Origin of the sequence: Xanthobacter flavus (assembly GCF_017875275.1) — a bacterium.
In the GTDB taxonomy this organism is placed as follows: Bacteria; Pseudomonadota; Alphaproteobacteria; order Rhizobiales; family Xanthobacteraceae; genus Xanthobacter; species Xanthobacter flavus_A.
Genome location: NZ_JAGGML010000001.1, coordinates 3,991,158 through 4,015,147 on the forward strand (window position 1 = coordinate 3,991,158; position 23,990 = coordinate 4,015,147).

Here is a 23,990-nt window from a genome sequence, read left to right on the forward strand (position 1 = left end):
AGCGCAGGGAGAATGGCATGACGGAACGGGCCCACCACGAATCCTACGATCAACCCGTCGGGGGATGGGGTTCCGCAAAGTCGCTCCTGAAACATTCGACCGAGCAGCGCGCGCTTCACACCGTTTCAGCCCTGCTCAAGGACCACAACAAGACGGGCGGATACATGTGCACCGGTTGCGCATGGGCCAAGCCTGCTAGTCCCCATACGGCGGAATTCTGCGAAAACGGTGCTAAGGCGACGTTTTGGGACCTGACATCCAACCGCACCACGCCGGAATTTTTCTCCCGGCGTACGGTGACCGAGTTGCTCGGATGGTCCGACTACGATCTGGAGAATGCCGGACGCCTCACCCACCCCATGAGATACGACGCAGTCACCGACAGCTATGTCGCCGTGGACTGGGACGAGGCATTCCGGGAAATCGGAGAGAAGCTCAAGTCCTACCCACCGGAGGACGTGGTCTTCTATGCCTCCGGGCGTGCGTGCCTCGAAGCCTCCTACATGTATCAGCTGCTTGCGCGCCTGTACGGTAACAACAATCTGCCCGACAGCTCTAACATGTGCCACGAAACCACATCCGTGGCCCTGCCGCAGAGCATCGGGACTCCCGTTGGTACGGTGCTGCTCAAGGACTTCGAAAAGACAGACTGCATCTTTTCTTTCGGACAGAACGTGGGCACAAACGCGCCGCGGCTGCTCCACAGCCTCCAAGAGGCGCGAGAGCGCGACGTCCCCATCGTGGTGTTCAACCCCTTGCGCGAAAAGGGGTGGGAAGAATTCGTCAATCCCCAGCGTCCCGTCCAGATGCTGAAGAACAGCCGGACCACTATCGCCACACAATATTACCAGGTACGCGCCGGCGGCGACATCGCCGCCATGATCGGCATCGCCAAGGCGCTTCTGAAGATGGACGACGAGGCCCGGGAAGCCGGCGCCGCGCGCGTGTTGGACGTCGGCTTCCTCGCAGACCACACCGACGGCTTCGAGGCCTTCGAAACCCTCGTCCGGACAACCTCCTGGGACGAGATCCTCATCGAATCCGGCCTGCAGCACGCTGCGCTCGAGGCGGCGGCGCTCACCTTTGCCCGCGCGGAATCAGTGATCGCCATCTATGGCATGGGACTGACCCAGCATCGCCTCGGCGTGGACAACATCCAGACCCTCGTTAACCTCCTCCTCATGCGCGGGCAGATCGGCAAGCCGGGCGCCGGCATCTGTCCGGTTCGGGGGCATTCCAACGTGCAGGGGCAGCGGACCGTGGGCATCGCCGAGAAGGCTGAACTGGTGCCGCTCGATCGGCTGGCCGAGCAGTTCGGCTTCGATCCGCCGCGCAAAGACGGGATGAACACCGTCGAGGCCTGCGAAGCCATCGTGGAAGGCCGGGTTCGCGCCTTCGTCGGGCTCGGCGGCAATTTCGTGCGGGCGATCCCCGACCGCACGCTGATGGAGGAGAAGTGGCGCGGGGTGGACCTGTCCGTCCAAGTGGCCACCAAGCTGAACCGGACCCACCTCGTCACGGCCAAGACGACCTACCTGCTGCCCACGCTCGTGCGATCGGAGATCGATCAGCAGGAGAGCGGCCCGCAGATCGTGACGATCGAGGACTCCACCACCTGTATCCACGGCTCCCACGGCAAGTTCGAGCCGGCGGCTGACACCCTTCTGTCGGAGCCACGGATCATCGCGGAGATCGCCAAGGCGACGCTGCCGCCAAATCCACGCGTGCCCTGGGACAGTTGGGTTGGCGATTACGCTCTCGTGCGCGACGCCATTGAGAAGACGTTTCCGGACGACTTCCGCGACTTCAACGCCCGCCTCGACACGCCCGGCGGCTTTCCACGCCCGGTTCCAGCCCGCGATCGCGAATGGACCACGCCCAACGGCAAGGCAAACTTCAAGCTGCCGGGTGCCTTGTCCTCCAGCTTCGACCGCGGGGAGGACGCAGACATTCTGCGGCTGATCACCCTGCGCTCCAACGACCAGTTCAACACCACGATCTACGGCTACGTCGACCGCCTGCGGGGCCTCAGCGGGTCGCGCATGATCATCATGATGAACCGTGACGACCGCGTTCGTCTCGGCCTTACCGAAGGCGGCATGGCGCGCATCGAGACCGCCGTCGATGACGGCAGGCACCGCTCGATGGGCGGCTTTCAGGTGATCGACTACGAAATTCCTCCCGGGACCTGTGCCTCCTATTACCCCGAGTGCAACGCCCTGATTCCGCTGTCCCATCACGACGAGCAGAGCAAGACCCCGGCGGCCAAGTCGGTCCCGGTGCGCATCCATCCCGATTGATCTTGCCGCCGCAGGGACTGGCGTATGGCTGGGCTACGCGGGCCGGACGGTGACGCAGAAGATCGCCGGGCTCGTGCTTCCGATTGCGGCCTTCGTTGCTGTCGGGCTCGAACCCTCCGTCGCCAACATGACCTGCTGCCTTACGGCTACATGGTGCAGCTTGCGACGGAGCCGGCGGGGGGCCGCTTTCGATCGCCGCCATGTTCGGCAATATCGCTCCCACGACCCTTGGCAATATGGTCGGGGGCGCTCTCGTTGCGCTGGCCTAATGGTACGCGTTCGCTGAGTACCTAAAGGCCGAAGCGCCCGGCGGCTTTGCTGCGCGGCAGAAGGCCCCGGCCTAAACGCTTTTCTGCGGAACCGGACGGGGCGGCGGATCGTTTCGATGGGAGGCGGTCACGCTCAACCTTCATCGCGGTTGGCGCGAAACCGCTGTGCGTTCGGGGAAGCTAGGTAACGAGCAGTAGCGGTTCGCTTCGCCGGCGTCGGGCCCGGTCCCAGCATTGTCGTTTGGTCAGGAAACCGCCTTGGACGAGATTGTCCCCTATTGCGGTCCAGCCCCAGAAGTCGTCTCGACGGCCTGGAATTTTGCGCCATTGCCGCTCAGCCTAGCGGCCCTTCCGCTGGTGGCCGCAGCTTTCATCCCAGCGTCGCGCCGGGGGGCGGTGGTCTTCGCCTCCGCAATGCTGTTGGTTGCGTTCGTTTCGCCCCTATGCGCGCTAACGGTCGTGCTGTTCGCTGCGCGGGGTCTGCATCATCTGCTTCTCATTCTCGCCGCGGCGCCAGCGCTGGCCCTGGCCTTCCCCATCCGGCGGTCGGGGACGCACGTGGCCGGGTTCATCGGCCTTTCGGTGTGCCTTTGGCTGTGGCACCTGCCAGCCGCCTATACTCTGGCCTGGAACGACCCGGCCATCTATTGGCTGATGCAGGCAGGACTGGTCGGGTCGGCCTGGGCGTTTTGGTCCCATGTTCTCCACGCGGAGCGCCCGCGCGAACGCGTTGCTGCGACCGGCTCTGTCCTGGCATTGACGGGCCAGATGGGCCTGATCGCCGCCCTGCTTACCTTCTCCCCGCGCATCCTCTACCCGCAACACGCGCCGTTCGTAACCACCTACGGCCTCGATGCCCTCGCCGATCAGCAGCTTGCGGGCCTTGTCATGTGGGTTCCAGGAATGCTTCCGCTCGCGCTGCTCGGCGCGCTGCTCTTGCGGCACAGTTGGCGGGAGCTGGCCCTACCATGATCGCCCTGATGAAGGGTATCCATATCGTCGCGCTAAGCCTGTGGTGCGCCGGCCTGGTGGTGCTCCCGGTCATCCTCCAGATCTATGGCCGGCGCGAAGAAGTCCGCACGCAGGCGGGGTTTTCCGAATTCCGGCTGCTGGTCCACGCAGCCTATACGCGCATCGTCACCCCGGCCGCCATCGTCGCCATCGCCGCCGGGACGGTGTTGATCTTCGCCCGCGGGCTGACGGCGCCCTGGCTGATGGCCAAGCTCGCCGTCGTGGCGGCCATGGTTCTCATCCACGCCTGGCTTGGACATTTGGCGACGCGCTCTGCAGAAGAGCGCGGATCCTATTCGATGCCGCTGGCGCTCGCCTCTCTGCCGGCGAGTCTCACCTGCATGGCGGCGGTGCTTTACCTCGTCCTCGCCAAGCCCGATCTGCAGCCCCTGATCGAAGCCCTGCCGCGCGACCTGCGCGTGCCTCAGGGCCGTTCGATCCCCTCGACCCTTGTGCCGATTTGATAATCGAAGACCAGCTTGCCGCCATGCCAGCCCGTCAGGGCGGTCATGCCAGCCGAGAGGAGCGACAGAGCGAGCCCGACCGGCAGCACCGCGCCTTCCGGATCGCCGATGCGGATGATCCAGTTTGCGCCGAGGATCGAGAGCAGCATCACGGCGAGGATGAAATGCGTCCAGCTTGCGGAGCGGTTCCGGATGCCGCGTACCAACAGCAGTTCGGCCGTGCCGGTGATGCCCGCGAGGACGCCGAGAGCGAAGGCGCCGAAGATCGCGTAGCCGGCCGCCTCCGCCCAGAAGTCGTTTCCGGTCCACATATAGAGGAGGTCGGCACCGAGCGTGCTGAAGGACAGGGCGATCGGAAAGGAGACGAGCATCGCGTGAAGCGGGTGGCCTGCCAGAGCGATCCTGGTTTCGGTATCCTGCAAAGCTCGGCGTTCGGCCAGCGGGTCGGTCAGTTCGGGTCTTGTATCCATAGGAGATCCGCGGCTCCGCCTTCTGCGGTGAAGTATGGAGCCCTGCTGGCGGTTCCCCTTTTGCTGGCAGCATGGCAAGGCCCGTTGTCCACGTTCTCCCCTTCCGGTCCCGTCGCGCAGGAGATCGTCTGGCTGCTGAGGGTGATGCTCGCGGGCGCCGCGGCGCTCACGCTGCTTGTCCTCGCCATGGTCGCGATCGGCTTCGGCCGCCCGCGCGAAATACCCGACAAGCGCTGGACCGTGGGGCTCGGCGTCATGTTTTCCCTGACCATCCTGACCGTGCTGCTCGGAGCGGCGCTCTGGGTGGGCGAGCGGATTCTGCCGCACGGCACCGCGCTCGAAGTGCGCGCCCATGCTCGGCAATGGTCGTGGACGTTCACCCATCCCGGAGCGGGCGGTCCCGTGAACACGGACGCCGTCCTGCACATTCCGGCCGGCCAACCGGTGGACGTCCTCATCACCTCCGAGGATGTGATCCACTCCTTCTGGGTGCCACAGCTCGGCGGAAAGATGGATGCGATCCCGGGGCGGCAGAACCGCCTCCGCATCGAGGCGCATCGCCCAGGTACCTACGACGGCGTCTGCGCCGAGTTTTGCGGGCAGGATCATGCGGAGATGCGCTTCCGCGTCATTGCGCACGATCCCGCCGACTGGCCGCCCCGCGCGCAGGAGGGCCGCCCATGACGACCCCCGTCTCCGGCGCTACCGGCACGGCTCCCCCCGGCAACGCGCCCCGCGAGGCCCTGCTCCTGCATCGTGAGCTAGACAGGGTCTGGCGCAACGATCCGGGGCTATGGGGCCAGATCACCGCAGTGAGCCACACCACGCTCGGGCTGCGCTTCATAGCGACGGCGTTCGTGTTTTTCGGCATCGGTGGCATCCTCGCCATGCTGATCCGGGCGCAACTGTCGACCCAGCACAGCGCCTTCCTCGACAAGGCCATCTACAACCAGTTCTTCACGATGCACGGCAGCATCATGATGTTCCTGTTCGCCATCCCGCTCCTGGAAGGGTTGGCGATGTATCTGCTGCCGAAGATGCTCGGCACCCGCGATCTGGCTTTCCCCCGCCTCTCCGCGCTCGGCTACTGGTGCTATCTGCTCGGCGGAACGATCCTCGTCGTGGCCCTGCTGGCCGGGGTAGCACCCGGAGAAGGCTGGTTCATGTACACGCCTTTGTCGGGGCGCACCTATTCGCCGGGGGTCAATGCCGACATCTGGCTGCTGGGCGTCACTTTCGTCGAGATTTCCGCCCTCTCGGCGGCGATCGAGCTAATGGTCTCGATCCTGCGCCTCAGGGCGCCCGGCATGAAGCTGACGCAGATGCCGCTGTTCGCCTGGTACATTTTGGGAACCGCGGCGATGATGCTGGCCGGCTTTCCCCCGCTCATCCTCGGTTCAGTGCTGCTGGAGCTGGAACGCGCATTCGGCTGGCCCTTCTTCGATCCGGAGCGGGGCGGCGATCCGCTGCTGTGGCAGCACCTCTTCTGGCTGTTCGGCCATCCGGAGGTCTACATCATCTTCCTGCCGGCCGCGGGCGTGCTCTCCACCGTCATTCCGGCGCTTTGCCGCACGCGGATCGTCGGCTACGGCGCCATCGTCGCCGCGATCCTCGGCATGGTCTTCCTGAGCTTCGGGCTGTGGGTCCACCACATGTTTACGGTGGGCATCCCGCATCTGGCGCTGGCCTTCTTCTCCGCCGCCTCGATGTTGGTCGCAGTGCCCACCGCCGTGCAGATCTTCGCCTGGATCGGCACCCTGTGGCGCGGCCGGCCCGAGCTGAAGCTGCCGATGTTCTACGTGCTCGGCTTCTTTCTCACCTTCGTGATGGGCGGTCTCACCGGCGTGATGCTGGCGGTCGTGCCCTTCAACTGGCAGGCGCATGACACCGCCTTCGTGACGGCGCATCTGCACTACGTCCTGATCGGCGGCTTCGTGTTCCCGATGATGGCGGGCGTGACCTGGTGGATGCCGCTGATGACCGGCCGGCGGCGCATCCGCGGGCTGGGAGAGGCAGCGTTCTGGATCGTCCTTGTCGGCTTCCACGGGACCTTCTTCATCATGCACCTGACCGGGCTGATGGGCATGCCGCGTCGCATCCCCACCTATCCCGACAATCCCGAATGGGTCTGGCTGAACCTCACCTCCTCCTTCTTCGGCTTCGTCATGACCATCGGTTTCGCCGTTTTCCTCATGGATCTCGTGCTGCAGGCGCTGCTGGGCAAGCGCAGCCCGCGCGACCCATGGGATGCGCCGACGCTGGACTGGGCGATGGCGCTGCCCCCGCCGAACTACAATTTCGCCTCCATTCCCTGCCCCGCACTGCAGGCGGTGAGCGCCCGGGAGGCCATGCTTCCGCTGGCGCGGGGCGAGGGCTACCTGCCCGGCGCGCCGCGCGGCCAGCGCGAGATCCTCGTGACTTCAGTCGGGGCAGCACGCCCCGAGCACGTCGCGCTGCTGCCGTCAAACACGGCGTTGCCGCTGGCCCTTGCACTCGTCATCTGCGGCTTCGTGCTTCTGGTTCTGGCGAGCCTTTATACGGTCGCCGCTCTGGCGCTCGTCCCGGTCGCGGGCCTCATCTGGCTATGGGCCCGGCGGATGCCTGAGGCAGCGAGTGGGGCGGACATCGACGTCGCGCCGGGATTAAGCCTGCCGGTCCGTCCCCGCCTTGGAACGACGCTGACGCTGAGCGGCATGCACTGCTTGCTGTTCGCGAACGCGACCTTCTTCGCCTCGCTCCTGTTCGGGCTGGCCTTTCTCTCGCTTGTCTCTCCTGGTCCCGCCATGCCGCGTTGGGCGCCCGATGTGGCCGTCTTGGGGGCGGGCGCGGCGATGGTCCTCGCCCTCCTGGCGGCTGGCACGGCCTGCGCCGGATGGGGGCTGGCACGGCTCGATCGCGGCGGGCGAGTCACAGCCATCCTGCGCGCGGCCGCGGCCGCCAATCTGGTCGCGCTGCTGGTTTTTTCGCTGCTTGTCGTCGGACACCTTCCCGACCCGACCCGCCATGCCGCCGATGCGGTGCGCGCAGCGATCGTTGCCTATGCGGGACTGCACATCGCGGTCGCGACGCTGTTCAGCGCCTATGTGGTGGACGAAGCCCGCAGGGGCGAACTGGGGCCGGGCCGAACCGGCGCTCTGCGGACCTGGAGCGTCTGGCAGGGCTTCACCGTTGTGGTGAGCGGATTGGGCATGGCCGGCATCTGGGCACAGGCGGTGCAGGCATGACCAACAACGACGACGGCGTCCGGTGGCTGGCCTGGCTGATCGCGGGCCCGACGGTCTGGGCCGCCACCTTCACGGCGGCATATGGGCTGAACGGGCTCGGCTGCCAACTGGGCTGGTCGGCTGTCGACCTGGGGCCGTTGAGTGTTCAGACGGCTCTGGTGCTGGCGATCTGGCTGGCCGGGATAGTGACGTGCATTGCCTTGCTCGGGCAGGTGCACCGGAGTCTGCGCGAGCAGGCCGCGATCCCCCGCATCGGCGTCTGGATCGGTCTTGTAGCGACGGTCTTCACGCTGGCACCGGTGCTGGTGGCGACGAGTTGCTATTGATCGGCGGCGGCCGGGAAGGGAGCTGCCATCTCTAGAACGTGAGCTGAGCTTCGATTCCCGTCTTGTCGATCACAGAAAACACCTCGGCGATTTTGCCTCCGACCAAAGTATAAAAGGCGTGCTCATAAAGCACGATGCGCCTTCCGTTTAATGGCAACCCGAGAAATTCGCCGGACGGCGCGCAATCGAAGCGTATCCTGGACGCGATATGACCTTCATCAGCCACGATGATGTTGTGACGGTGGCCGTGGCGAATGTGTTGGTGTCACCGATGTTGAGGCGCCGTCGTTCTGCATGCTCCCGGCCTGGCCCGCGCTGACGATGCCGCGGGCGGAGCCGACATAGGTGCCGCCCGCCTCGTTGATGAAGCTGTTCACCTCGCCTGTGCCGCCAAGCGCGAGGTTCACGTCGCCGGTGAGCGTCCCGAAATTGCGCAGCGAGTCCTGCCCCCAGGTGGATTCCACCGTGATGCCCGAGAGCGCACTGACGGTGGAGCCCGGCCGGAATTCGATGTGGTTTTCAGCGGCTCCGTCGATGAAGAGGGCCGCACCCGCGCCGCTGCCTCCCGTCAATGTTCCATCCATGAGAACGCGGATGCTCTTGCCGGTACCCTGCACGACACGACCGGAACCGCCCTGGGCGCCGCTCTGGGCATAGATCCCCATGGCGCCGTCGCCCGTGGCGGTCACGCTGCCCTTCAGCGCGATCTCGATCAGGCCGCCGCCCTGTTTCTCAAGCCTCCGTCCATCGGTGGTCCCGATGGCGGTCGGCAGCACGATGCCGTCTTCCGTGGCGATCGCCCCGCCACCGCCACCGATCGCCTGCGCGAACACGCCATGCGCGTTCTTCCCGGTGGTCGCTATGGTTACGGTGCTTGCGGGATCGGCCATCTTGATCAGCACGCCGCCGCTGAGGCCCCTGGACGGATCCTTCCGGGCGAGCAGCTTGTCGTAGCTGGCCGTCGTCGTGTCCAGCGCGCCCGTATAGCCGCCGCCGCCGATGGACTGGGCGAAGATGCCCACCGCACCCTTGCCGGTGGTGGTGATGCTGCCGGTGCCGAGCTCAAGTGCCACAAGTCCGCCATTGCCGGAGCTGTTCGCCGAACCGCCGAGCCGGCCGGTGACGGCCATCGCGCCGACGCTGGAGCCGCCGCCATCGGAGATCAGGCCGCCGCCGCCGCCGATGGACTGAGCTATGCTGTCGAAGGCGCCCGCACCAGTCGTCGAAATCTTCCCGGAGTGCTTGACCGTGACCGTGCGGGCATCTCCGGCAGAGCCCCCCGTCGCGCCAAGCTGGAGCGAGAGCTTCTGTACGGTGGCCGTCTCCGCCTTCTTGGCGGCTTCCGCTTCCTTGATGAGTGCGTCGACGTCGACACCGTACTGCCTGAGGGTCGCCTTCTCCTTCGCGGTGAGCGATTTCAGCTCCAGCTCGGTGTAGGGGTCGGCGATGTCGAGCACCAGAACGCCGCCGCCACCGCCGATGGATTGCGCGATCACGCCATGCGCTTCGGCGCCACCGGTGGTGATGGTACCGGCATTGGCCACCGTGACCTCGCCGCCGGTGCCGCGCGCCCCATCTCTACCACCGGAGGTGAGGGCGGGTGAGGACAGCAAGGCCGACGAATAGTCCATCCCGAGCGTGGATTTACCACCGCCGCCGCCAACGGATTGGGCAAGGATTCCGAAAGAGGAATCGCCTCCCGGGTCGATCCGGCCTGAGGCTGCGTTCGTCACGGTGACGGTGCCGCCATTGCCGCCAGCCCCGCCGCTCGCGCCATTTGCCATCTTGATCGAGTTCGTGACGGAAGCGCCGCTCATCGAGGCGGCGCCAGCGTCGCCTCCGCCACCACCGATGGATTGTGCATAGATCCCGGCGGCCACCTGACCCTAGGTGTCGATTCCGCCCTCGTTCAGCACCGTGACCGTCTTGCCGTTGCCCCCACTGCCGCCGCTGCCACCGGTGGTGACGTTGCCAGTGACATTGACGGCGACTTCGGCCTTGACACCGATCTTGGCGGAAAACTTCGGCAGCACCTTCATCGCGAGGGCCTTGAAGCCGTTCTTCGCCAGCGATGCACCGAGCTTGGTGATCGTGGTTTCACCTGCGCCGGCCGCGCTCGATCCACCGGAGCCGCCGCCGCCGCCGATGGACTGGGCCTGGATGCCGTGGGCGCCGTCGCCGTAGGTGGTGATGGCCGCCGCCGTCGACTGGTTCTTCACGGTCACGTCGCCGCCATCACCAGCGCCGCCGCCTTTCGCGCCGACGCTGACGTTGACCTGCACCGTATTGGCACCCTGCGTCGTTCCCGCCCCGCCGACACCGCCGCCGCCACCGATCGACTGGGCAAGGACGCCGCGGGCTTCGACCCCGCGCGTCGTGACGGTCTTGGTGTTGATCACCTCGACCAATTCTCCGTTGGAGCCGCCGGCGCCATCGCCGCCGACGCCCACGTCCACAACGGCGTTGACCTGGACCTTGTTGCCGCCCGGGGTTCCGTCCTTCGGTTTCTCCTTGCCGATACCGATGCCGGAGGACGACGCGGCCACCGTGCCCGCACCGCCGTTGCCGCCGCCTCCGCCCACGCTGAGGGCATGGATCCCGAGCGCGGCATACCCCTCCGTCTCGATGGTGCCGGCGTTCTTGACCTTGACCGTTCCGCCCGCATTCCCGCTGCCGCCCTTGCCACCCACGGCAACGTTCACGCTGACGTTCCCTTTCGCGCCGGAAGCAGTTCCGCTCGCGTAGGAGCTGCCGCCGGCGCCGCCACCGCCGCCGATGCTGTAGGCGGCGATTCCGATAGCCTGGTCACCCTTGGTGCTCACGCGTCCGGAGCTGTCGATCTTGACCTCTCCTCCCTTGCCGCCGTCTCCGCCGGTCCCACCCACGCTGACGGTGGTGGTGATGGCGACGATCGAAGAGCCGCTGTCCTTCGTGCTCGCGTCGGATAGACGCCCTTTTCCTGGCCCATGAAGAAGAAGCCGTATTCCCCTTGAGCTTGTAGCTGAACCTTACGTTCACGTCCTCGGCCGCCGCGGCTGCAGTGGCGGCGAGCGCGAGGGCTGCGGCAAGGCCGATGCGGGCCATGCGCCCGATCCGGGCCGAGGGGCGAGTCCAGGCTTCGATTGTAATGGATGGTCTCCGCGGCGCCGGCCGGATCTCCGGGGCGCAATGTTCCCGTTGAAGGCAATAAGGGCGGAAGGACTTTTGTCCGTTATTGATCTCATAATGTGATCACAAAATTAAGTGCGTCAAGCGCATCTGCCGCTACGGCAGGCTGTCCTGTGGAGTGATTAAAACAGAGGCAAATGCCCACAATGGGATGCCGATATCGGTAGCTGCGCGCTGCTTTCCGCTGCAGTCTGGCGACGCAGCCGGTTTTGCTTGACAGAGCTATTTGTGATCATTGAATGTGATCAAGTTTTTAGGTAAAGCGACGGCAGCGCTATCCGTAGGGCTCAGTCGCGATTGGGCGCGAAGGCTGAGGGAGTCGGCATGGATGTGACCGTGGTGGGGTGCGGGGCAGGAGCGTGTGCGGCGGCGGTCGAGTTGCTCGCGGCCGGACACCGGGTACGCGTCTGGTCTCGCTCGCGGGCGACCATCGCTCCGCATCTGGAGCGCGGCGGCATCGTCTATGACGGTGTTCTCGGCGAAGGGCTCGCCATGCCGCAGCGCATGACCACGAACCTAGGGGAGGCGCTCGCGGGCGCAGACGCGGCGGTCGTGGTGCTCCCCACCTTCCTGCACGCGGGTGTTGCCCGCGCCATGATCGATGCGGACATGCGCGTCGACATGCCGGTCATCCTCAATCCCGGCCACACCGGCGGCGCGCTGGAATTCGTCCAGGCGTTCGTTCAGGCGGGTCGGCGGCCGCCGCCGCTGGTCGAGTTCTCCACGCTCACCTACGTTGCGCGCAAATACAGCCCGGATTCGGTCACCGTCAGCGGGCGCGCGGGCGTGGTGCGGGCGGCGTCGCTCGGAGCGCCCCGGGATGTTCTCGATCTGGCCATCGGGCTGTTTCCCGGTGCGACGCCGGTTCCCGACGTCCTCGCCTCAGGGCTTTGCAACGTGAACATGGTGCTCCACGCGCCCGGTGCCGTGCTGGCGGCGGCCTGGGTGGAGGCGACCGGCGGCAACTTCACCTTCTATGTGGAGGGCATGACCGAGGGGGTGGCCCGTACCGTCCGCGCTCTCGACTGCGAACGGCTCGCGGTCGCCCGTGCGTTCGGCCACGACCTGCCCAACCTTATGGGCGAGATGCAGAAGATCGGCACGATCGATGCCTTGGATGATCCCAATGACTATCGCGGTGCAATCTCCGCCGGCTCGGCGAACCAGCGCATTCGCGCGCCGGGATCGTTTGACCATCGCTATTACAAGGAGGACTTCGGCCACGGCCTGTTGCCCTTCCTTGAGATTGCGCAGATCGCCGGGGTCGACGTTCCGGTGGCGGGCGCGCTGATGCGTCTCGCCGAGACCGCGGTCGATGTGGACTATCGCGCGGGGGGGCGCACGGCGCAGGCCATGGGTATCGCCGGCCTCTCCTTGGCTGCGCTTCTGGAAAAGGTGAGGGCGGCATGAGCTGGCAAGGCCTGACGATCGCTGTGGTGGCGCGCGATCCACGCGAACAAGAGATTGCGCGCTGCGGGCACAAGGGCCGAAGTGCGCGCCTTCGGCTTTCCCTGGCCTGAGGGCGGCATCGAAGGCGTGCGGCTGGCCCAGGATGCGGCCGACGCGCTCAGCGGGGCGGACATCGCCCTTTTCCCTATTCCCGGCATCACCAAGGAAGGCGCGCTCTTCGCCCCGAGCTGCCCGCAGAAGATCATCCCCACGCGGGAGATGCTGGCGGGAATGAAGCCGGGCGCACACATCATCCTCGGCTTGGCCGACGCGAACCTGAAGGCCCATTGTGAGGTGCTCGGCATCACGCTCCACGAATATGAGTGGGATGTGGATCTGATGCTGTTGCGGGCCCTGCCATCGTGGAAGGGGTGCTCAGGGTGATCATCGAGAACACCCGCATCACCATCCACAAATCAAATATTTGCCTCGTGGGGCAGGGGACCATCGGCTCCCTCACTCGCACGCTGATCGCCCTCGGTGCCCATGTGCACGTGGCGGCGCGTAATCCCGTCCAGCGGGCGGCGGCCTATGCCGCAGGAGCAGAATCCGCGCCACTTGAGGCGCTGCCCGAGCTGCTGCCGCGCATGGATATTGTGATCGGCAGCGTGCCCCTTCAGATCCTCGGCGAGGATCTGCTGCGCCTGTTGCCGGCGCATGCTCTGCTGGTGGATGTGGCGGCCCCGCCCGGCACCATCGATCGCGACGCGGCCGCAGCGCTGGGGCTGAAGTCGATCTGGGCCCGTGGCATGGGCTCGCGGGCACCGGTCACGGTAGGCCGCAGCCGCCGCCGGATCGCAGAAATCCGCAATGACAGGTCCGGGAGCTGAAGAAGAGCTAAGGTGAATGCGATGCCACTCGTAGTCGTCGAGATGTGGGAAGGCCGCTCCGTGGAGCAGAAGCGCAACCTCGTTAAGGCCATCACCAAGGCGATGGTGGAGGAGGCTGCCTGCAAGCCCGACCACCTGCACGTGGTGATTCACGAAACCCCGAAGGACAGCTGGGGACGTGGCGGCATCCTGGGCATTGACATGGAAGAGCAGAAGAAATGAGCGGAGCCATGCAGCAGGCCGCGTCTGCGGCGCGGGTTACGGGTTTTGGCCATCAGCTCATCATGGTCGCCGATATCGACAAGTCCGTGGATTTCTACACGCGCCTGCTCGGCTTCACCAGCCGGCCGGCCAAGCCGCTCGCCGATGGTCGCCCATTCGTCGCGTTCCACCACGGCATTGCGCTGATCGCCCGACGGGAGACGGAACACCGGCAGATCGACCACATCGCCTTCGAGGTGGACGATGCGCGCGCCATGAGAGAGCGCCTCCGGTCCGCCGGGGTGCCGTTCTTCACGGATCTGCATAATGGGCCCTACGGCCCCACCATCTATGTGGCAGATCCCGACGGCACCAAGGTTGATCTCTACCAGGTCGGTGCAACGGCCGAGGCGTGAGCTGCCCAGAGATCAAGTGTCGAACAGCAGCTCAAGGCCGCGGGTGAAGGGCAATTCGATGCTCTGCCCGCCGCCCACGTTGAGCAGGGCCTGGCCGGTGCGGCGGATGTCGTGCAGCACGGCGCGCTTGGCCGCGCCGGGATTTTCCGCCTTGAGCGCCTCGATGATCTTGACGTGGCTTGTAGCATCCCACGGCATGGAAGGCACAAGGAACGACATGTACATGGTCGGGCCGAACTGGAGCCATAGGGATTCGATCAGCGGCATCAAGACGTCGGAGCCGGAAGCCCCGTACAGGGTGAAGTGGAATTTCTGATTCTGCGACAGGCAGTTCATGATGTCGCGCTTCTCGATGGCCTGGAGCAGGCTCTTGTTGATGGCCGTCAGCTCCGAGATCAGCTCTTTCGTGCAAGCCTTGGCCGCGCGTTCGGTGGCATTACCCTCCAGTTGCTCGCGCACATCGAACAGGTCGGCAATCTTCTCCGGCGTCAGCCGGGGCACTCGAACCGAGCCGCCCTTCGTCTCCTCCAGCGCATTGGCGGCGACGAGCCGGCTCAGCACCTCGCGAACCGGCATGGGACTGGTGCCGAGGGCGGCCGCGAGCTTTCTGAGGCTCATGACCTGCCCCGGCAGGAACGCGCCGACCATGAGGCCGCGGTACATGTATCTGGCCACGAGATCGTAGACATGTGCGCGCCCGCGCGTGGCCTTCTCCTCCGGCGCGGCTGGCGTCTTGTTGGTCTTCGCGTTGGCCATGGGGTCCTCACCGCCGCCGAGCCGCAGGACGCTTGTCGGAAGCGGCCGGAACGAAAAGCAGTCGACAATTATATGATCTCAATATGTGATCAATAGTTTAGTCGTCAGGGATCGGCAACCCGGAATGAACGAGCTTGACATTACACCAAGCCGCGCCCGCCGGAAACGGTCCGATTGAGCAGAGGACGCCGACGCTCCAGTCGCGTGGAGGGGATCTGCCAGGAGGCAAGGATTCTCGCGCGGGAAAGGCGTTTTGAGCAACGTTGACGTTCAATGCCGTGCCGGCATTTACGCCGCGCGCCCAACGAATGGGCACTAAAAAAACTGCACTGAACTTCATCTGGGGTCGTTGACAGCTTCAAAATGTGATCACACTATGTGCTCACATTGGAGCCAGAACGTGCCGAAAATCGCCAGCATCGAGACCCTTGTCGTCCAGCTCCCCACCCGCCGGAAGCATCAATGGACGGGGCTGACGGAGCCCATCGGCCGCTACCTGCTCGTGAAGATGACGGACGACGACGGCCGGACCGGCTGGGGTGAGGCGCCGGCGCTCAAGGACTGGGGCGGCGAGTTCGGCCGCTATTTCGGCGAGAGCGTCGCCATCGCCGACCTGCTGATCCAGCGCTATTTCGCGCCCGCCCTCGTCGGCGTCGAGCTTGCCAATCCGGCCGAGCTGCATGCCCGCATGGATGGCGTGCTGAAAGGCTATCCCTATGCCAAGGCGGCGGTGGAGTTCGCCTATTACGACGTGAGCGGCCGTTGGCTGGGTGTCCCGGTCCACACCCTGCTGGGCGGCAAGTCGCGGTCGCGCGTGCCGGTCACCCATTCCATCGGCCTCATCTCGCTGGAGGACGCCGCAGCCGAGGCGGAGAAGGTCGCCGCCGAGGGCATACGCACCATCAAGGTGAAGATCGGCGTTGACCCGGACCGCGACGTCGCGGTGGTTGGCGCGGTGCGGGCCGCCGCGGGCGACAAGGTGGACATCTGCGTAGACGCCAACGAAGGCTACCGCACGCCGGGAGACGCCATCCGCACCATCCGCAAGATGGAGAAATACGAGCTGAAGTACGTCGAGCAGCCGGTGATGGGCATCGAGCGGATCGCCGAGGTTGCGCGGGCCATCGATGCGCCGGTGATGGCAGACGAATCCGCCTGGAATGCCCACGACGCCATCCAGATCATCGAACGCCGCGCCGCCCAGATCGTCTCGATCTACACCACCAAGCCCGGCGGCCTCTACAAGGCGATGGAGGTGGCCGCGGTGTGCCGCGCGGCGGGCATCGTCTGCAATGTGAACGGCTCGGTGGAAACGGGCGTGGGCAACCTCGCCAACATCCACCTCGCCGCGTCCGCGCCGGCCGTCACCCTCTCGAACGTCGTACCGGTCTCCACCCCCGCGGCGTTCCAGCAGGGCCAGATCGGCGGCATCTACTACACGGACGATCTGATCTTGCAGCCGCTCACCCTCGTGGACGGCGCCATCGAGGTGCCCACCGGCCCCGGCATGGGCATCGACATCGATGCCGAGAAGATCGCCCGCTACACCGTTCCGGCCTGAGCCGAAGCATCCAGGGATAAGACACATGCGTGAGGAAATCCTCAGCCGGCAGGCCGCCGCCATGCGCGAGCAGGGCATCGACGCGATCGTCTCCTGCTCGCCGGAGAACTTCGCCTATGCGGCGGGCTTCGTCGTCCCCTCCCAGCCGCTGCTGCGCCATCGCCACGCCATGGCGGTGGTGAGCGCGGATGCGGCGCTCAATCTGTTCGTGGTGGACATGGAGGAGAGCACGGTGGTGCGCGAGGCGCCGGGCGTGCCCCTCACCATCTGGAAGGAGTTCTCCGACGACGCCATGAGCGTGCTCGCTACGATGCTCGGCGGCCTCGGCCTCTCGGGCGGGCGCATCGGCATCGAGATGGACTACCTGCCGGCAGGAGACTTCGCCCGCCTCTCGGCGGCCCTGCCCGGCGTCACCTTCGTGCCCGCCGAGCATCTCCTCTCGCGCCTCCGGCAGATCAAGACGCCCGGCGAAGTGGCCCTGCTGCGCCGGCTCGCGCGCATCGCAGACCAGGCCATCGGCGACACGCTCTCGGCCCTCAAGCCCGGCGATACCGAGCTCGACATCGCCGCCCATCTCACCCGCAACATCTACGAATTGGGCGCGGAGCACTTCAAGCTGCTTATCACCGCCACCGGCGAGCGCAGCCAATTGCCGAATGTCGGTCCCACCGACCGCAAGCTGGTGCGCGGCGACGTCTGCCGCGTGGAGATCTTCTCCGTCATCGGCGGCTATCAGGCGGGCGTCTGCCGCACCGCCTATGTGGAAGAGCCACCGCCCATGGCCGAAGAGGTCTGGCAGGTGATGGTGGATTGCAAGTATCGGCTGCTCGACATCGCCAAGCCGGGGGCCGACTGCCTCGAGATCTACAACGACTTCGTGGGGCGGCTGAAGGCCCACAACCTGCCGCCGATCTCGTTCGTCGGCCACGGCATCGGCCTCCACCTTCACGAAGACCCCTATCTCGGCGCGACGCCACTCCTCGGCCAGCCCGGGAAGTCGGCGGCACTCGAGGAGAACATGGTGCTGGGCTTCGAGCCCCTTTGCTACCGCACGGGCTACGGCTTCGGGGTCCAGAACAAGGACCTGATGCTGATCACCGCCACCGGCTCGGAGCTGTTGTCGGACTATACCGACACCGACCGACTGATCAGGATCGGTTGAGCCATGGCCAAAGCCCCCGGAATATCGATCGAGGACCTGTCCGTCGTGTTCAAGACCAGGACGGGCGTCACCACGGCGCTCGACAAGGTCTCGTTCGATATCGCGCCCGGCTCATTCCTCAGCGTGGTGGGACCCTCGGGCTGCGGCAAGACCACCTTGCTCAAGATCCTCTCCGGCGTGCTCCAGCCCTCGGGCGGCCGCGTCCTGTTCGACGGGGAGCCGCTGGCGCGGACCAAGGTGCAAGGGCAGGTGGGCTACGTCTTTCAGCGGGCGTTGCTGCTGCCGTGGCGGAGCGCGCTCGACAACGTGATGCTGACCCTGGAAGTCGCCCGCCGCGGCATGAGCCGGAGCGAGCGCGAGGCCGAGGCCCGGCACTGGCTCCAGGTCGCCGGCCTTGCCGGCTTCGAGCATCGCTTCCCGCATGAGCTGTCCGGCGGCATGCAGCAGCGCGTCTCCATCTGCCGTGCGCTCGCCTTCCGCCCGAGAATTCTCCTGATGGACGAGCCTTTCGCCGCCCTCGACGAGATCACGCGGGAGACCCTTCAGGAGGAGTTGCTGCGCATCTGGGCCCAGACGGAGACGACGGTCGTCTTCATCACCCACTCGATCCCCGAGGCGGTGCTCTTGTCCGAACAGATCGTCGTGATGTCCGCGCGCCCCGGCCGGGTGCTGGAGCGCATCAACGTGCCCTTCCCTCGCCCACGCACCGAGAAAATCCGCGAGATGCCGGACTTCGCCGCGCTCGCCTCCCGCATCCGCGGCCTGCTGCGCCCCCGCGATCCGGCATCCGCGCCGGCGCCCGTCATGGCGGAGGTGTGAACCATGTCCGGCGCCTCGCTCTATCGCGTCTCGGTCACCTTCGGCCAGGTGCTCGTCTTCGTCGCATTCTTCGGCCTGTGGGAAGGGCTGGTGGATCTCCTCGGCATCAAGCCGGTGATCCTGCCCCCGCCCTCCCGCATCGCCGAGGTGGCGTGGGAGAGCCGGGCCATCCTCATCAAGAACACCTGGCCCACCTTCGTCGCCATCTCGCTCGGCTTCCTGACGGCGGTGGCCAGCGGCTTCCTCATCGCGGTGGGCATCGCCTATTCGCGGGTGATCCGTGACCTGACCTATCCGTTTCTGGTGGCGGCGCAAATCCTGCCCAAGATCGCCTTCGCGCCGCTCTTCCTCATCTGGTTCGGCTTCGGCCTCACGCCCAAGGTGGTGATCGCCGCGCTGATCGCCTTCTTCCCGGTGGTGATCAACACATCCAAGGGGCTCACCTCGGTCGATTCCGAGCTGCTGCAATACATGGATTCCCTGGGTGCCAGCACCTGGGAGAAATTCACCAAGATCAGCCTGCCCTGGGCCATGCCCTATTTCTTCGCCGCGCTGAAGATCTCCATTACCCTCGCCATCGTCGGAGCCGTGGTGGGCGAGTTCGTCGCCGCCGGTGAAGGGCTGGGATACGTCATCAACGCCTCCAACATCACGCTCGATACCGAGCTGATGTTCGCGGCGATCATCTGCCTCAGCGTCCTCGGCATCCTCATGTTCCTCGCCGTGGTGCTGGCCGAGCGTCTTCTCATTCCGTCCGCCCCGGAAGGCGGCGGGGTGCAGGCCACCATGTGAGCGGCGGGGCCGCAGACCTTGTGTTGAAAACGAACCTTCCAGTGACAAAGGGGAACGGACATGTGGACGGAACGCAGGTCTCTTCTGAAACTCACGGCCGCCGCCGGCATCGCGCTGTCGGGGCTTCTGGCACCGGTAGTGGCGCAGGCGGCCGACAAGGTGAAGCTGCGGCTCGACTGGGTGTTCGGTGCCGAGCACGCGCCGATCTTCCTCGCCATGGAGCGCGGCTACTTCCGCGACGAGGGCATCGATGTCGATCTCCTGCCCGGTGAGGGCTCGTCCGTCACCGTGAAGCTGGTGGGCAACCGGGACGCGGAATTCGGCTATGCCACCGCCGATCAGATCCTGATCGGCGCCCAGCGCGGGCTGGATCTGGTCGCAACAGCAGTGGTGCTCCAGCAAAATCCCACGGCCTTCATCTTCAAGACGTCCCAGAACATCAAGGACGTCAAGACCGACCTCTACGGCAAGACCATCGGTGTCCAGCTCAAGAGCAACACCGGGCGCCAGTGGGAGGCGATGAAGAAGGACCTCAAGCTCGATGCCGCCAAGCTGCGCGAGGTGCCGGCCGACGGCGCGCTCGTCGCCATGATCGCCTCCAACCGGATCGATGTGGGCGTCGGCTTCTATTTCAACGACGCGCTGAAGCTGAGGGCGACAGGCGAGGATGTCAGCTGGATCCTCTTCGAGGACCTCGGCATGAAGATGTATTCCACCTCCCTGCTCACCAACCCGGCCCTGGTGAAGGAGAAGCCGGACCTCGTGAAGCGCTTCACTCGCGCCTTCCTGAAGGGCTGGCAGGCGGCCATCGATGATCCCAAGGCGGCCTACGCGGCCTTCATCAAGGCCAATCCCAGCACCGACAAGGTGTATGCGGAGCTGAAGCTGCCCGAGGTTCTCAAACTCACCCAGTCGCCGGACGTGAAGCAGAACGGTCTCGGCCACTCGACCGCCGCGGCCTGGGAGAACCTTCAGGCGCAGCTGATCGCCATGGAGATGATGAAGGATAAGACCGACATCTCCAAGGTGTTCACCAACGATTTCCTGAAGTGACCCTCGAGCACGAAGGGCAGACCATGGCCAACAGCGACATTCTCATCATCGGAACCGGCTATTTCGCCGAGATCATGATCGGTGACCTGGCGGCCACGGCGCGCGGGCCCGTCAGGGTCACCATCGGCGGGCGCAATCGCGAGCGCATGACGTGGCTGGCGCAGGCGGGCAACGCGCGCGCCGCCATTTTCGGCACGACGGCCACCTTCGATACCCTCGCGGTCGACCAGTCCTCGGCGGAGACGGTGGGCGAAGCCATCGCCGCCGCCGCGCCCCGCGTGTTGGTCCAGTCGGCCTCGCTCCAGTCCCCCTGGAAGGTGGACCGGTTGGACAGCGCGTGGTCGAAGCTGGTGGCGGAGGCCGGCTTCGGCATGACCATCGCGTTCCATGCGTTGCTGCCGTCAAGATCGGCGCGTGCGGTGAAGGCCAGCGGTGCCGACATTGCCTTCGTCAACACCTGCTATCCGGATGGGGTGAACCAGGTTCTGGCGGCGTCCGGCCTGCCAATCACCTGCGGCGTAGGCAATATCGGGATCTTCTCGTCCATCATCGAGGCTCTGGTCCCTCCCGAGCGGCGTGCCAGCGTTCGCGTCCTTGGCCATCACCAGCATCTCGTCCAGTGGCGGAAGCCTGGCACCGAGCGTACCGGCGCCCCCGTGCGCTCCTGGATCGGCGGCGAGGAGGTCGAGGACGTGGACGGCTGGACCCGCCATGTCCAGCTCCCCTACCGCGATCTCAACGCCATCTCCGGCGCCGCCGCCGTTCCCGTGCTGCTGGCGCTTGCCGGCCACGGCGAAATTGGCGCCCACGTGCCGGGGCCTGCGGGCCTGCCGGGCGGGTATCCGGTCAGGGTCGATCGCGGCCGAGTGACGCTCGACCTGCCGGACGGGATGACCGAGACGGAAGCCATCGCCTGGAACCGTGGCTTCGAAGCGGCGGACGGGGTCAGCGTGACCGGGGACGGACGGGTGGTCTATTCCGAGGCTGCGCGGCGCGCGCTGGCGGCTCACAGCCCGGACCTCGCGGCCGGCTTCAAGGTGGGCGAGGTGGAAGCGGCGGCCGCGGCGCTGGGCGAGCTGCGCGCACGGCTCGGCGGCTGAGGCATGGCCCTGCCTCCGCTGCCGGAAACGCCGTCCTTCCGCCTGGAGGGACGCCGCGCCCTCGTCACCGGTGCCGGTCGCGGCATCGGGCTCGGGGCGGCCGCGGCCCTGGCGCGGGCGGGCGCCCATGTGACCCTGTGCGCGCGGACGGTGGAGGAGGTGGAGGCCGGGGCCGAAGCCATCCGGTCGGCCGGCGGCGCGGCATCCGCGCTGCCCCTCGACATCACTGACCTGCGGGCGATGCAGGACGTGCTGGAGCGGTTCGAGCCGTTCGACATTCTGGTGAGCAATGCCGGCACCAATCGCCCGCGCCCACTGCTCGACACGACGCCGGAGGATTTCGACGCCGTTTTCGATCTGAACGTGAAGGCCGCCTACTTCCTCGCCCGGAGCGTCGCCGGCGCGCTCATCGCGACTGGACGACCGGGATCGATCATCCACATCTCGTCGCAGCTTGGGCATGTGGGCGCGGCCAACAGGTCGCTTTATGTCGCCTCGAAATTCGCGATCGAGGGCCTTACCAAAGCGCTGGCGGTTGAGCTTGGGCCGCACGATATCCGTGTCAACGCCATCGCGCCCACCTTCATCGATACGCCGCTGACCCGCTCCTACGGACTGAACGACGACGCGCTGGCTGCAGTCCGTGCGCGCATCAAGCTCGGTCGCATCGGCCGGGTCGAGGATGTGATGGGCGCCGTCCTGTTCCTCGCCGGCGATGCCGCCGCGCTCGTGACCGGGGCATCACTCCTCGTCGATGGCGGTTGGACCGCTGATTGATCCTCACCGAGCGCGAGTTGCCCCGATGTTTTCGACCGGACGCAGACGCTTGTCATCCCTTCTCACCATCGACGACATGCGCGCTGCCGCGCGTCGAACGCTCCCGCGCATGCTGTTCGATTTCGTCGACGGTGGATCCGGGGACGAGTCGACGCTCAGGCGGAACGCCGGCGGCTTCGCCAACTACGCGCTCATGGCGCGGGCACTCACCGGCGGGGAAACTCGGGAACAGGGCCGCACGCTGTTCGGCCGGCGCATCTTGACACCTGTCCTGATTGCGCCGACGGGCTCTTCGGGCCTGCTCTGGCCGCGAGGGGAGGCGGACGTCGCCCGCGCCGCCGCGGCCGAAGGCACCATCATGGAAGTAAGCGCCGGCGCGACACTCTCCATCGAGGAGGTCGCCGGGGCCGGGGAGGGGGGCCGCTGGCTCCAGCTGTTCATTTATCGGGACCGCGGCATCACGCGGGACTTCGCGGCGCGGGCCAGGGCCGCACGCTATGAGGCCCTCGTCCTGACCGTCGACTGTCCCGTACTCGGCCGGCGCGAGCGGGACATCCGCAACGGCTTCACCATCGACCCGCGCCTGTCGCTCGGCACGCTGGCCGATGCGGCCCTTCACGCGGGCTGGTGGATGCGCATGGCGCGCACGCCGCGCGTCACCTTCCGCAATTTCGAGCCCTATGGCGGCGGCGGGGTGGTGGACATGGCGCGCTACATCTCGACGCTGATCGACCCCGCTGTGTCCTGGAAGGACGTGGAATGGCTGCGCGGCATCTGGGATGGCCCGCTGATCATCAAGGGCATTCTGCGGGCCCAGGATGCGCGCCATGCCGTGTCTCTCGGCTGCGATGGGGTGCAGGTCTCCAACCATGGCGGCCGCCAGTTCGATGGGACCCTGGGCGCAATCGAGGCCCTCGCGGAGGTCGTCGACGCGGTAGCGGGCGAAGTTCCCGTGCTTCTCGACGGCGGGGTCCGCCGAGGCTCGGATGTTTTAAAGGCCATCGCACTCGGTGCCAGTGCGGTCCTCATCGGCCGGAGCCATCTGTGGGGCCTCGCCATCGCAGGAGAAGCGGGCGTCCGTCACGCCCTTGCACTGCTGAAGGCGGAGATCGACCTGGCCATGGCCATCGGCGGCTGGAGGTCTCTCGACGACATCAACCGTGACAGCATCCGCAGGGTGGTGCCGTTGCCGACCGCAGCTTGAAGACAGGAGGTCCGAAACCCATGAGCAAGATCGCAGACCGCCTCGCGCAACTTGGCATCGTGCTTCCCGATGCCGCCGTCCCTTCGGCCAATTACGTGCCGACCCGGCGCATTGGGACGTGCCTCTACGTGGCCGGCCAGGTGCCCACCCGCGACGGACAGGATCAGTTCACCGGCAAGCTCGGCGACACAGTGTCCCTCGCCGACGGTCAGGCCGCGGCGCGCCTTTGCGCCATCAACCTGCTCGCACAGCTGTCGAAGGCACTAGGTGGCGATCTGGGCCAGGTGGCTGGCGTTGTGCGCCTCGGAGGCTTCGTGAACGCCGTGCCTGAGTTCGGTGATCACCCCAAGGTCATCAACGGTGCCTCGGACCTTATGGTCGAGGTATTCGGCGACGCCGGGCGTCACGTACGCATCGCAGTCGGCAGTTCGTCGTTGCCGCGTAATGTGCCGGTCGAGGTGGAAGGGGTGTTCGAGATCCACGAGAGGTAGTCCTGCACCAACGGCGTTCGCAGACCCACTCCAAAGCCGCACAGGCGGACACGCGCTGTTTGGAGCCCAAAACGCAACGGCTCCTGCACATGGCAGGAGCCTTTTTCGTTTGTCTGCAAGGACAGTTCATGTGACGCTGGCGGTGCC

At 66.1% G+C, this 23,990-nt stretch carries 26 protein-coding genes; 21 read left to right on the top strand and 5 right to left on the bottom strand.

What is annotated here, in order from left to right:
* The first annotated feature begins 17 nt into the window (after positions 1-17).
* The 4 genes from J2126_RS18915 to J2126_RS18925 all read left to right on the top strand — a co-directional run bounded on the left by J2126_RS18915 (position 18) and on the right by J2126_RS18925 (position 4,044).
* The gene (locus tag J2126_RS18915; protein ID WP_209488380.1) at positions 18-2,300 is read left to right on the top strand and encodes an FdhF/YdeP family oxidoreductase; all 2,283 of its coding nucleotides are present in this window, start codon (positions 18-20) and stop codon (positions 2,298-2,300) included.
* 28 nt (positions 2,301-2,328) lie between these two features.
* On the top strand, positions 2,329-2,586 hold the full coding sequence (locus tag J2126_RS25845) for a hypothetical protein (protein ID WP_348634408.1): 258 nt from the start codon (positions 2,329-2,331) through the stop codon (positions 2,584-2,586).
* A 241-nt stretch (positions 2,587-2,827) separates the two neighbouring features.
* Entirely contained in the window at positions 2,828-3,541 is a 714-nt protein-coding gene (locus tag J2126_RS18920; RefSeq protein ID WP_245327466.1) for a cytochrome c oxidase assembly protein, read from the top strand.
* Positions 3,538-4,044: a CopD family protein gene (locus tag J2126_RS18925; RefSeq protein ID WP_209488381.1), complete on the top strand. Its 507-nt coding sequence runs from the start codon at positions 3,538-3,540 to the stop codon at positions 4,042-4,044. Before J2126_RS18920 ends, J2126_RS18925 begins: the two co-directional genes overlap by 4 nt.
* Here the strand turns inward: J2126_RS18925 and J2126_RS18930 are convergent.
* Positions 4,005-4,514: a DUF2231 domain-containing protein gene (locus J2126_RS18930; protein WP_209488382.1), complete on the bottom strand. Its 510-nt coding sequence runs from the start codon at positions 4,512-4,514 to the stop codon at positions 4,005-4,007. The two genes, J2126_RS18925 and J2126_RS18930, sit on opposite strands and share 40 nt — an antisense overlap.
* Here J2126_RS18930 and coxB point away from each other — a divergent pair.
* The 3 genes from coxB to J2126_RS18945 are packed head-to-tail and all read left to right on the top strand — an operon-like array spanning position 4,419 to position 8,064.
* Entirely contained in the window at positions 4,419-5,198 is a 780-nt protein-coding gene (coxB, locus tag J2126_RS18935) for a cytochrome c oxidase subunit II (RefSeq protein ID WP_348634341.1), read from the top strand. The genes J2126_RS18930 and coxB overlap by 96 nt on opposite strands.
* Positions 5,195-7,738, top strand: a complete 2,544-nt coding sequence (gene ctaD, locus J2126_RS18940; RefSeq protein ID WP_209488385.1) for a cytochrome c oxidase subunit I — start codon at positions 5,195-5,197, stop codon at positions 7,736-7,738. The genes coxB and ctaD overlap by 4 nt, the downstream gene beginning before the upstream one ends.
* The gene (locus J2126_RS18945) at positions 7,735-8,064 is read left to right on the top strand and encodes a hypothetical protein (RefSeq protein WP_209488387.1); all 330 of its coding nucleotides are present in this window, start codon (positions 7,735-7,737) and stop codon (positions 8,062-8,064) included. Before ctaD ends, J2126_RS18945 begins: the two co-directional genes overlap by 4 nt.
* Positions 8,065-8,095: 31 nt before the next feature.
* Here J2126_RS18945 and J2126_RS18950 read toward each other — a convergent pair whose 3' ends face one another.
* Genes J2126_RS18950 through J2126_RS18960 form a run of 3 tightly spaced genes read right to left on the bottom strand, consistent with a single transcriptional unit; the run spans position 8,096 to position 10,886 of the window.
* Entirely contained in the window at positions 8,096-8,290 is a 195-nt protein-coding gene (locus J2126_RS18950; RefSeq protein WP_348634342.1) for an ester cyclase, read from the bottom strand.
* Entirely contained in the window at positions 8,283-9,944 is a 1,662-nt protein-coding gene (locus tag J2126_RS18955) for a hypothetical protein (protein ID WP_209488388.1), read from the bottom strand. The genes J2126_RS18950 and J2126_RS18955 overlap by 8 nt, the downstream gene beginning before the upstream one ends.
* Positions 9,945-9,950: 6 nt before the next feature.
* The gene (locus tag J2126_RS18960) at positions 9,951-10,886 is read right to left on the bottom strand and encodes a hypothetical protein (RefSeq protein WP_209488389.1); all 936 of its coding nucleotides are present in this window, start codon (positions 10,884-10,886) and stop codon (positions 9,951-9,953) included.
* Between the two features lie 670 nt (positions 10,887-11,556).
* Here J2126_RS18960 and J2126_RS18965 point away from each other — a divergent pair.
* From J2126_RS18965 to J2126_RS18980, 5 genes are all read left to right on the top strand, one after another.
* Entirely contained in the window at positions 11,557-12,642 is a 1,086-nt protein-coding gene (locus tag J2126_RS18965; RefSeq protein ID WP_209488391.1) for an NAD/NADP octopine/nopaline dehydrogenase family protein, read from the top strand.
* A gap of 81 nt (positions 12,643-12,723) precedes the next feature.
* Entirely contained in the window at positions 12,724-13,065 is a 342-nt protein-coding gene (locus tag J2126_RS25465; RefSeq protein ID WP_348634343.1) for a dipicolinate synthase subunit DpsA, read from the top strand.
* Positions 13,062-13,511, top strand: a complete 450-nt coding sequence (locus J2126_RS25470; protein WP_348634344.1) for an NAD(P)-dependent oxidoreductase — start codon at positions 13,062-13,064, stop codon at positions 13,509-13,511. The genes J2126_RS25465 and J2126_RS25470 overlap by 4 nt, the downstream gene beginning before the upstream one ends.
* 21 nt (positions 13,512-13,532) lie before the next feature.
* Complete coding sequence (locus J2126_RS18975; protein ID WP_209488392.1) at positions 13,533-13,733, top strand: 2-hydroxymuconate tautomerase; 201 nt, start codon at positions 13,533-13,535, stop codon at positions 13,731-13,733.
* Entirely contained in the window at positions 13,730-14,128 is a 399-nt protein-coding gene (locus J2126_RS18980) for a VOC family protein (protein ID WP_209488394.1), read from the top strand. The genes J2126_RS18975 and J2126_RS18980 overlap by 4 nt, the downstream gene beginning before the upstream one ends.
* A gap of 12 nt (positions 14,129-14,140) precedes the next feature.
* Here the strand turns inward: J2126_RS18980 and J2126_RS18985 are convergent, their stop codons facing one another.
* Entirely contained in the window at positions 14,141-14,884 is a 744-nt protein-coding gene (locus J2126_RS18985) for a GntR family transcriptional regulator (RefSeq protein ID WP_209488395.1), read from the bottom strand.
* A gap of 400 nt (positions 14,885-15,284) precedes the next feature.
* Between J2126_RS18985 and J2126_RS18990 the strand changes: the two genes are divergently transcribed.
* From J2126_RS18990 to J2126_RS19030, 9 genes are all read left to right on the top strand, one after another.
* A complete protein-coding gene (locus J2126_RS18990; protein WP_209488396.1) occupies positions 15,285-16,445 on the top strand; it encodes a mandelate racemase/muconate lactonizing enzyme family protein in 1,161 nt (386 codons plus the stop codon).
* Between the two features lie 25 nt (positions 16,446-16,470).
* Positions 16,471-17,607 carry a M24 family metallopeptidase gene (locus J2126_RS18995; protein WP_209488397.1) on the top strand — a complete coding sequence of 379 codons (1,137 nt, stop codon included), beginning with the start codon at positions 16,471-16,473 and terminating at the stop codon, positions 17,605-17,607.
* Between the two features lie 3 nt (positions 17,608-17,610).
* On the top strand, positions 17,611-18,426 hold the full coding sequence (locus J2126_RS19000; RefSeq protein ID WP_209488398.1) for an ABC transporter ATP-binding protein: 816 nt from the start codon (positions 17,611-17,613) through the stop codon (positions 18,424-18,426).
* Positions 18,427-18,429: 3 nt separating this feature from the next.
* Positions 18,430-19,218: an ABC transporter permease gene (locus tag J2126_RS19005; RefSeq protein ID WP_209488400.1), complete on the top strand. Its 789-nt coding sequence runs from the start codon at positions 18,430-18,432 to the stop codon at positions 19,216-19,218.
* 60 nt (positions 19,219-19,278) lie between these two features.
* Positions 19,279-20,271 (top strand): ABC transporter substrate-binding protein, encoded by a 993-nt coding sequence (locus tag J2126_RS19010; RefSeq protein ID WP_209488402.1) that lies wholly within the window; start codon positions 19,279-19,281, stop codon positions 20,269-20,271.
* Positions 20,268-21,371, top strand: a complete 1,104-nt coding sequence (locus J2126_RS19015; RefSeq protein WP_209488404.1) for a hypothetical protein — start codon at positions 20,268-20,270, stop codon at positions 21,369-21,371. Before J2126_RS19010 ends, J2126_RS19015 begins: the two co-directional genes overlap by 4 nt.
* A gap of 3 nt (positions 21,372-21,374) precedes the next feature.
* Positions 21,375-22,148, top strand: a complete 774-nt coding sequence (locus tag J2126_RS19020; RefSeq protein WP_209488406.1) for an SDR family NAD(P)-dependent oxidoreductase — start codon at positions 21,375-21,377, stop codon at positions 22,146-22,148.
* A gap of 76 nt (positions 22,149-22,224) precedes the next feature.
* Positions 22,225-23,352: an alpha-hydroxy acid oxidase gene (locus J2126_RS19025; RefSeq protein ID WP_281066406.1), complete on the top strand. Its 1,128-nt coding sequence runs from the start codon at positions 22,225-22,227 to the stop codon at positions 23,350-23,352.
* A gap of 20 nt (positions 23,353-23,372) precedes the next feature.
* Positions 23,373-23,843 (top strand): RidA family protein, encoded by a 471-nt coding sequence (locus J2126_RS19030; RefSeq protein WP_209488410.1) that lies wholly within the window; start codon positions 23,373-23,375, stop codon positions 23,841-23,843.
* Positions 23,844-23,990: the final 147 nt, after the last annotated feature.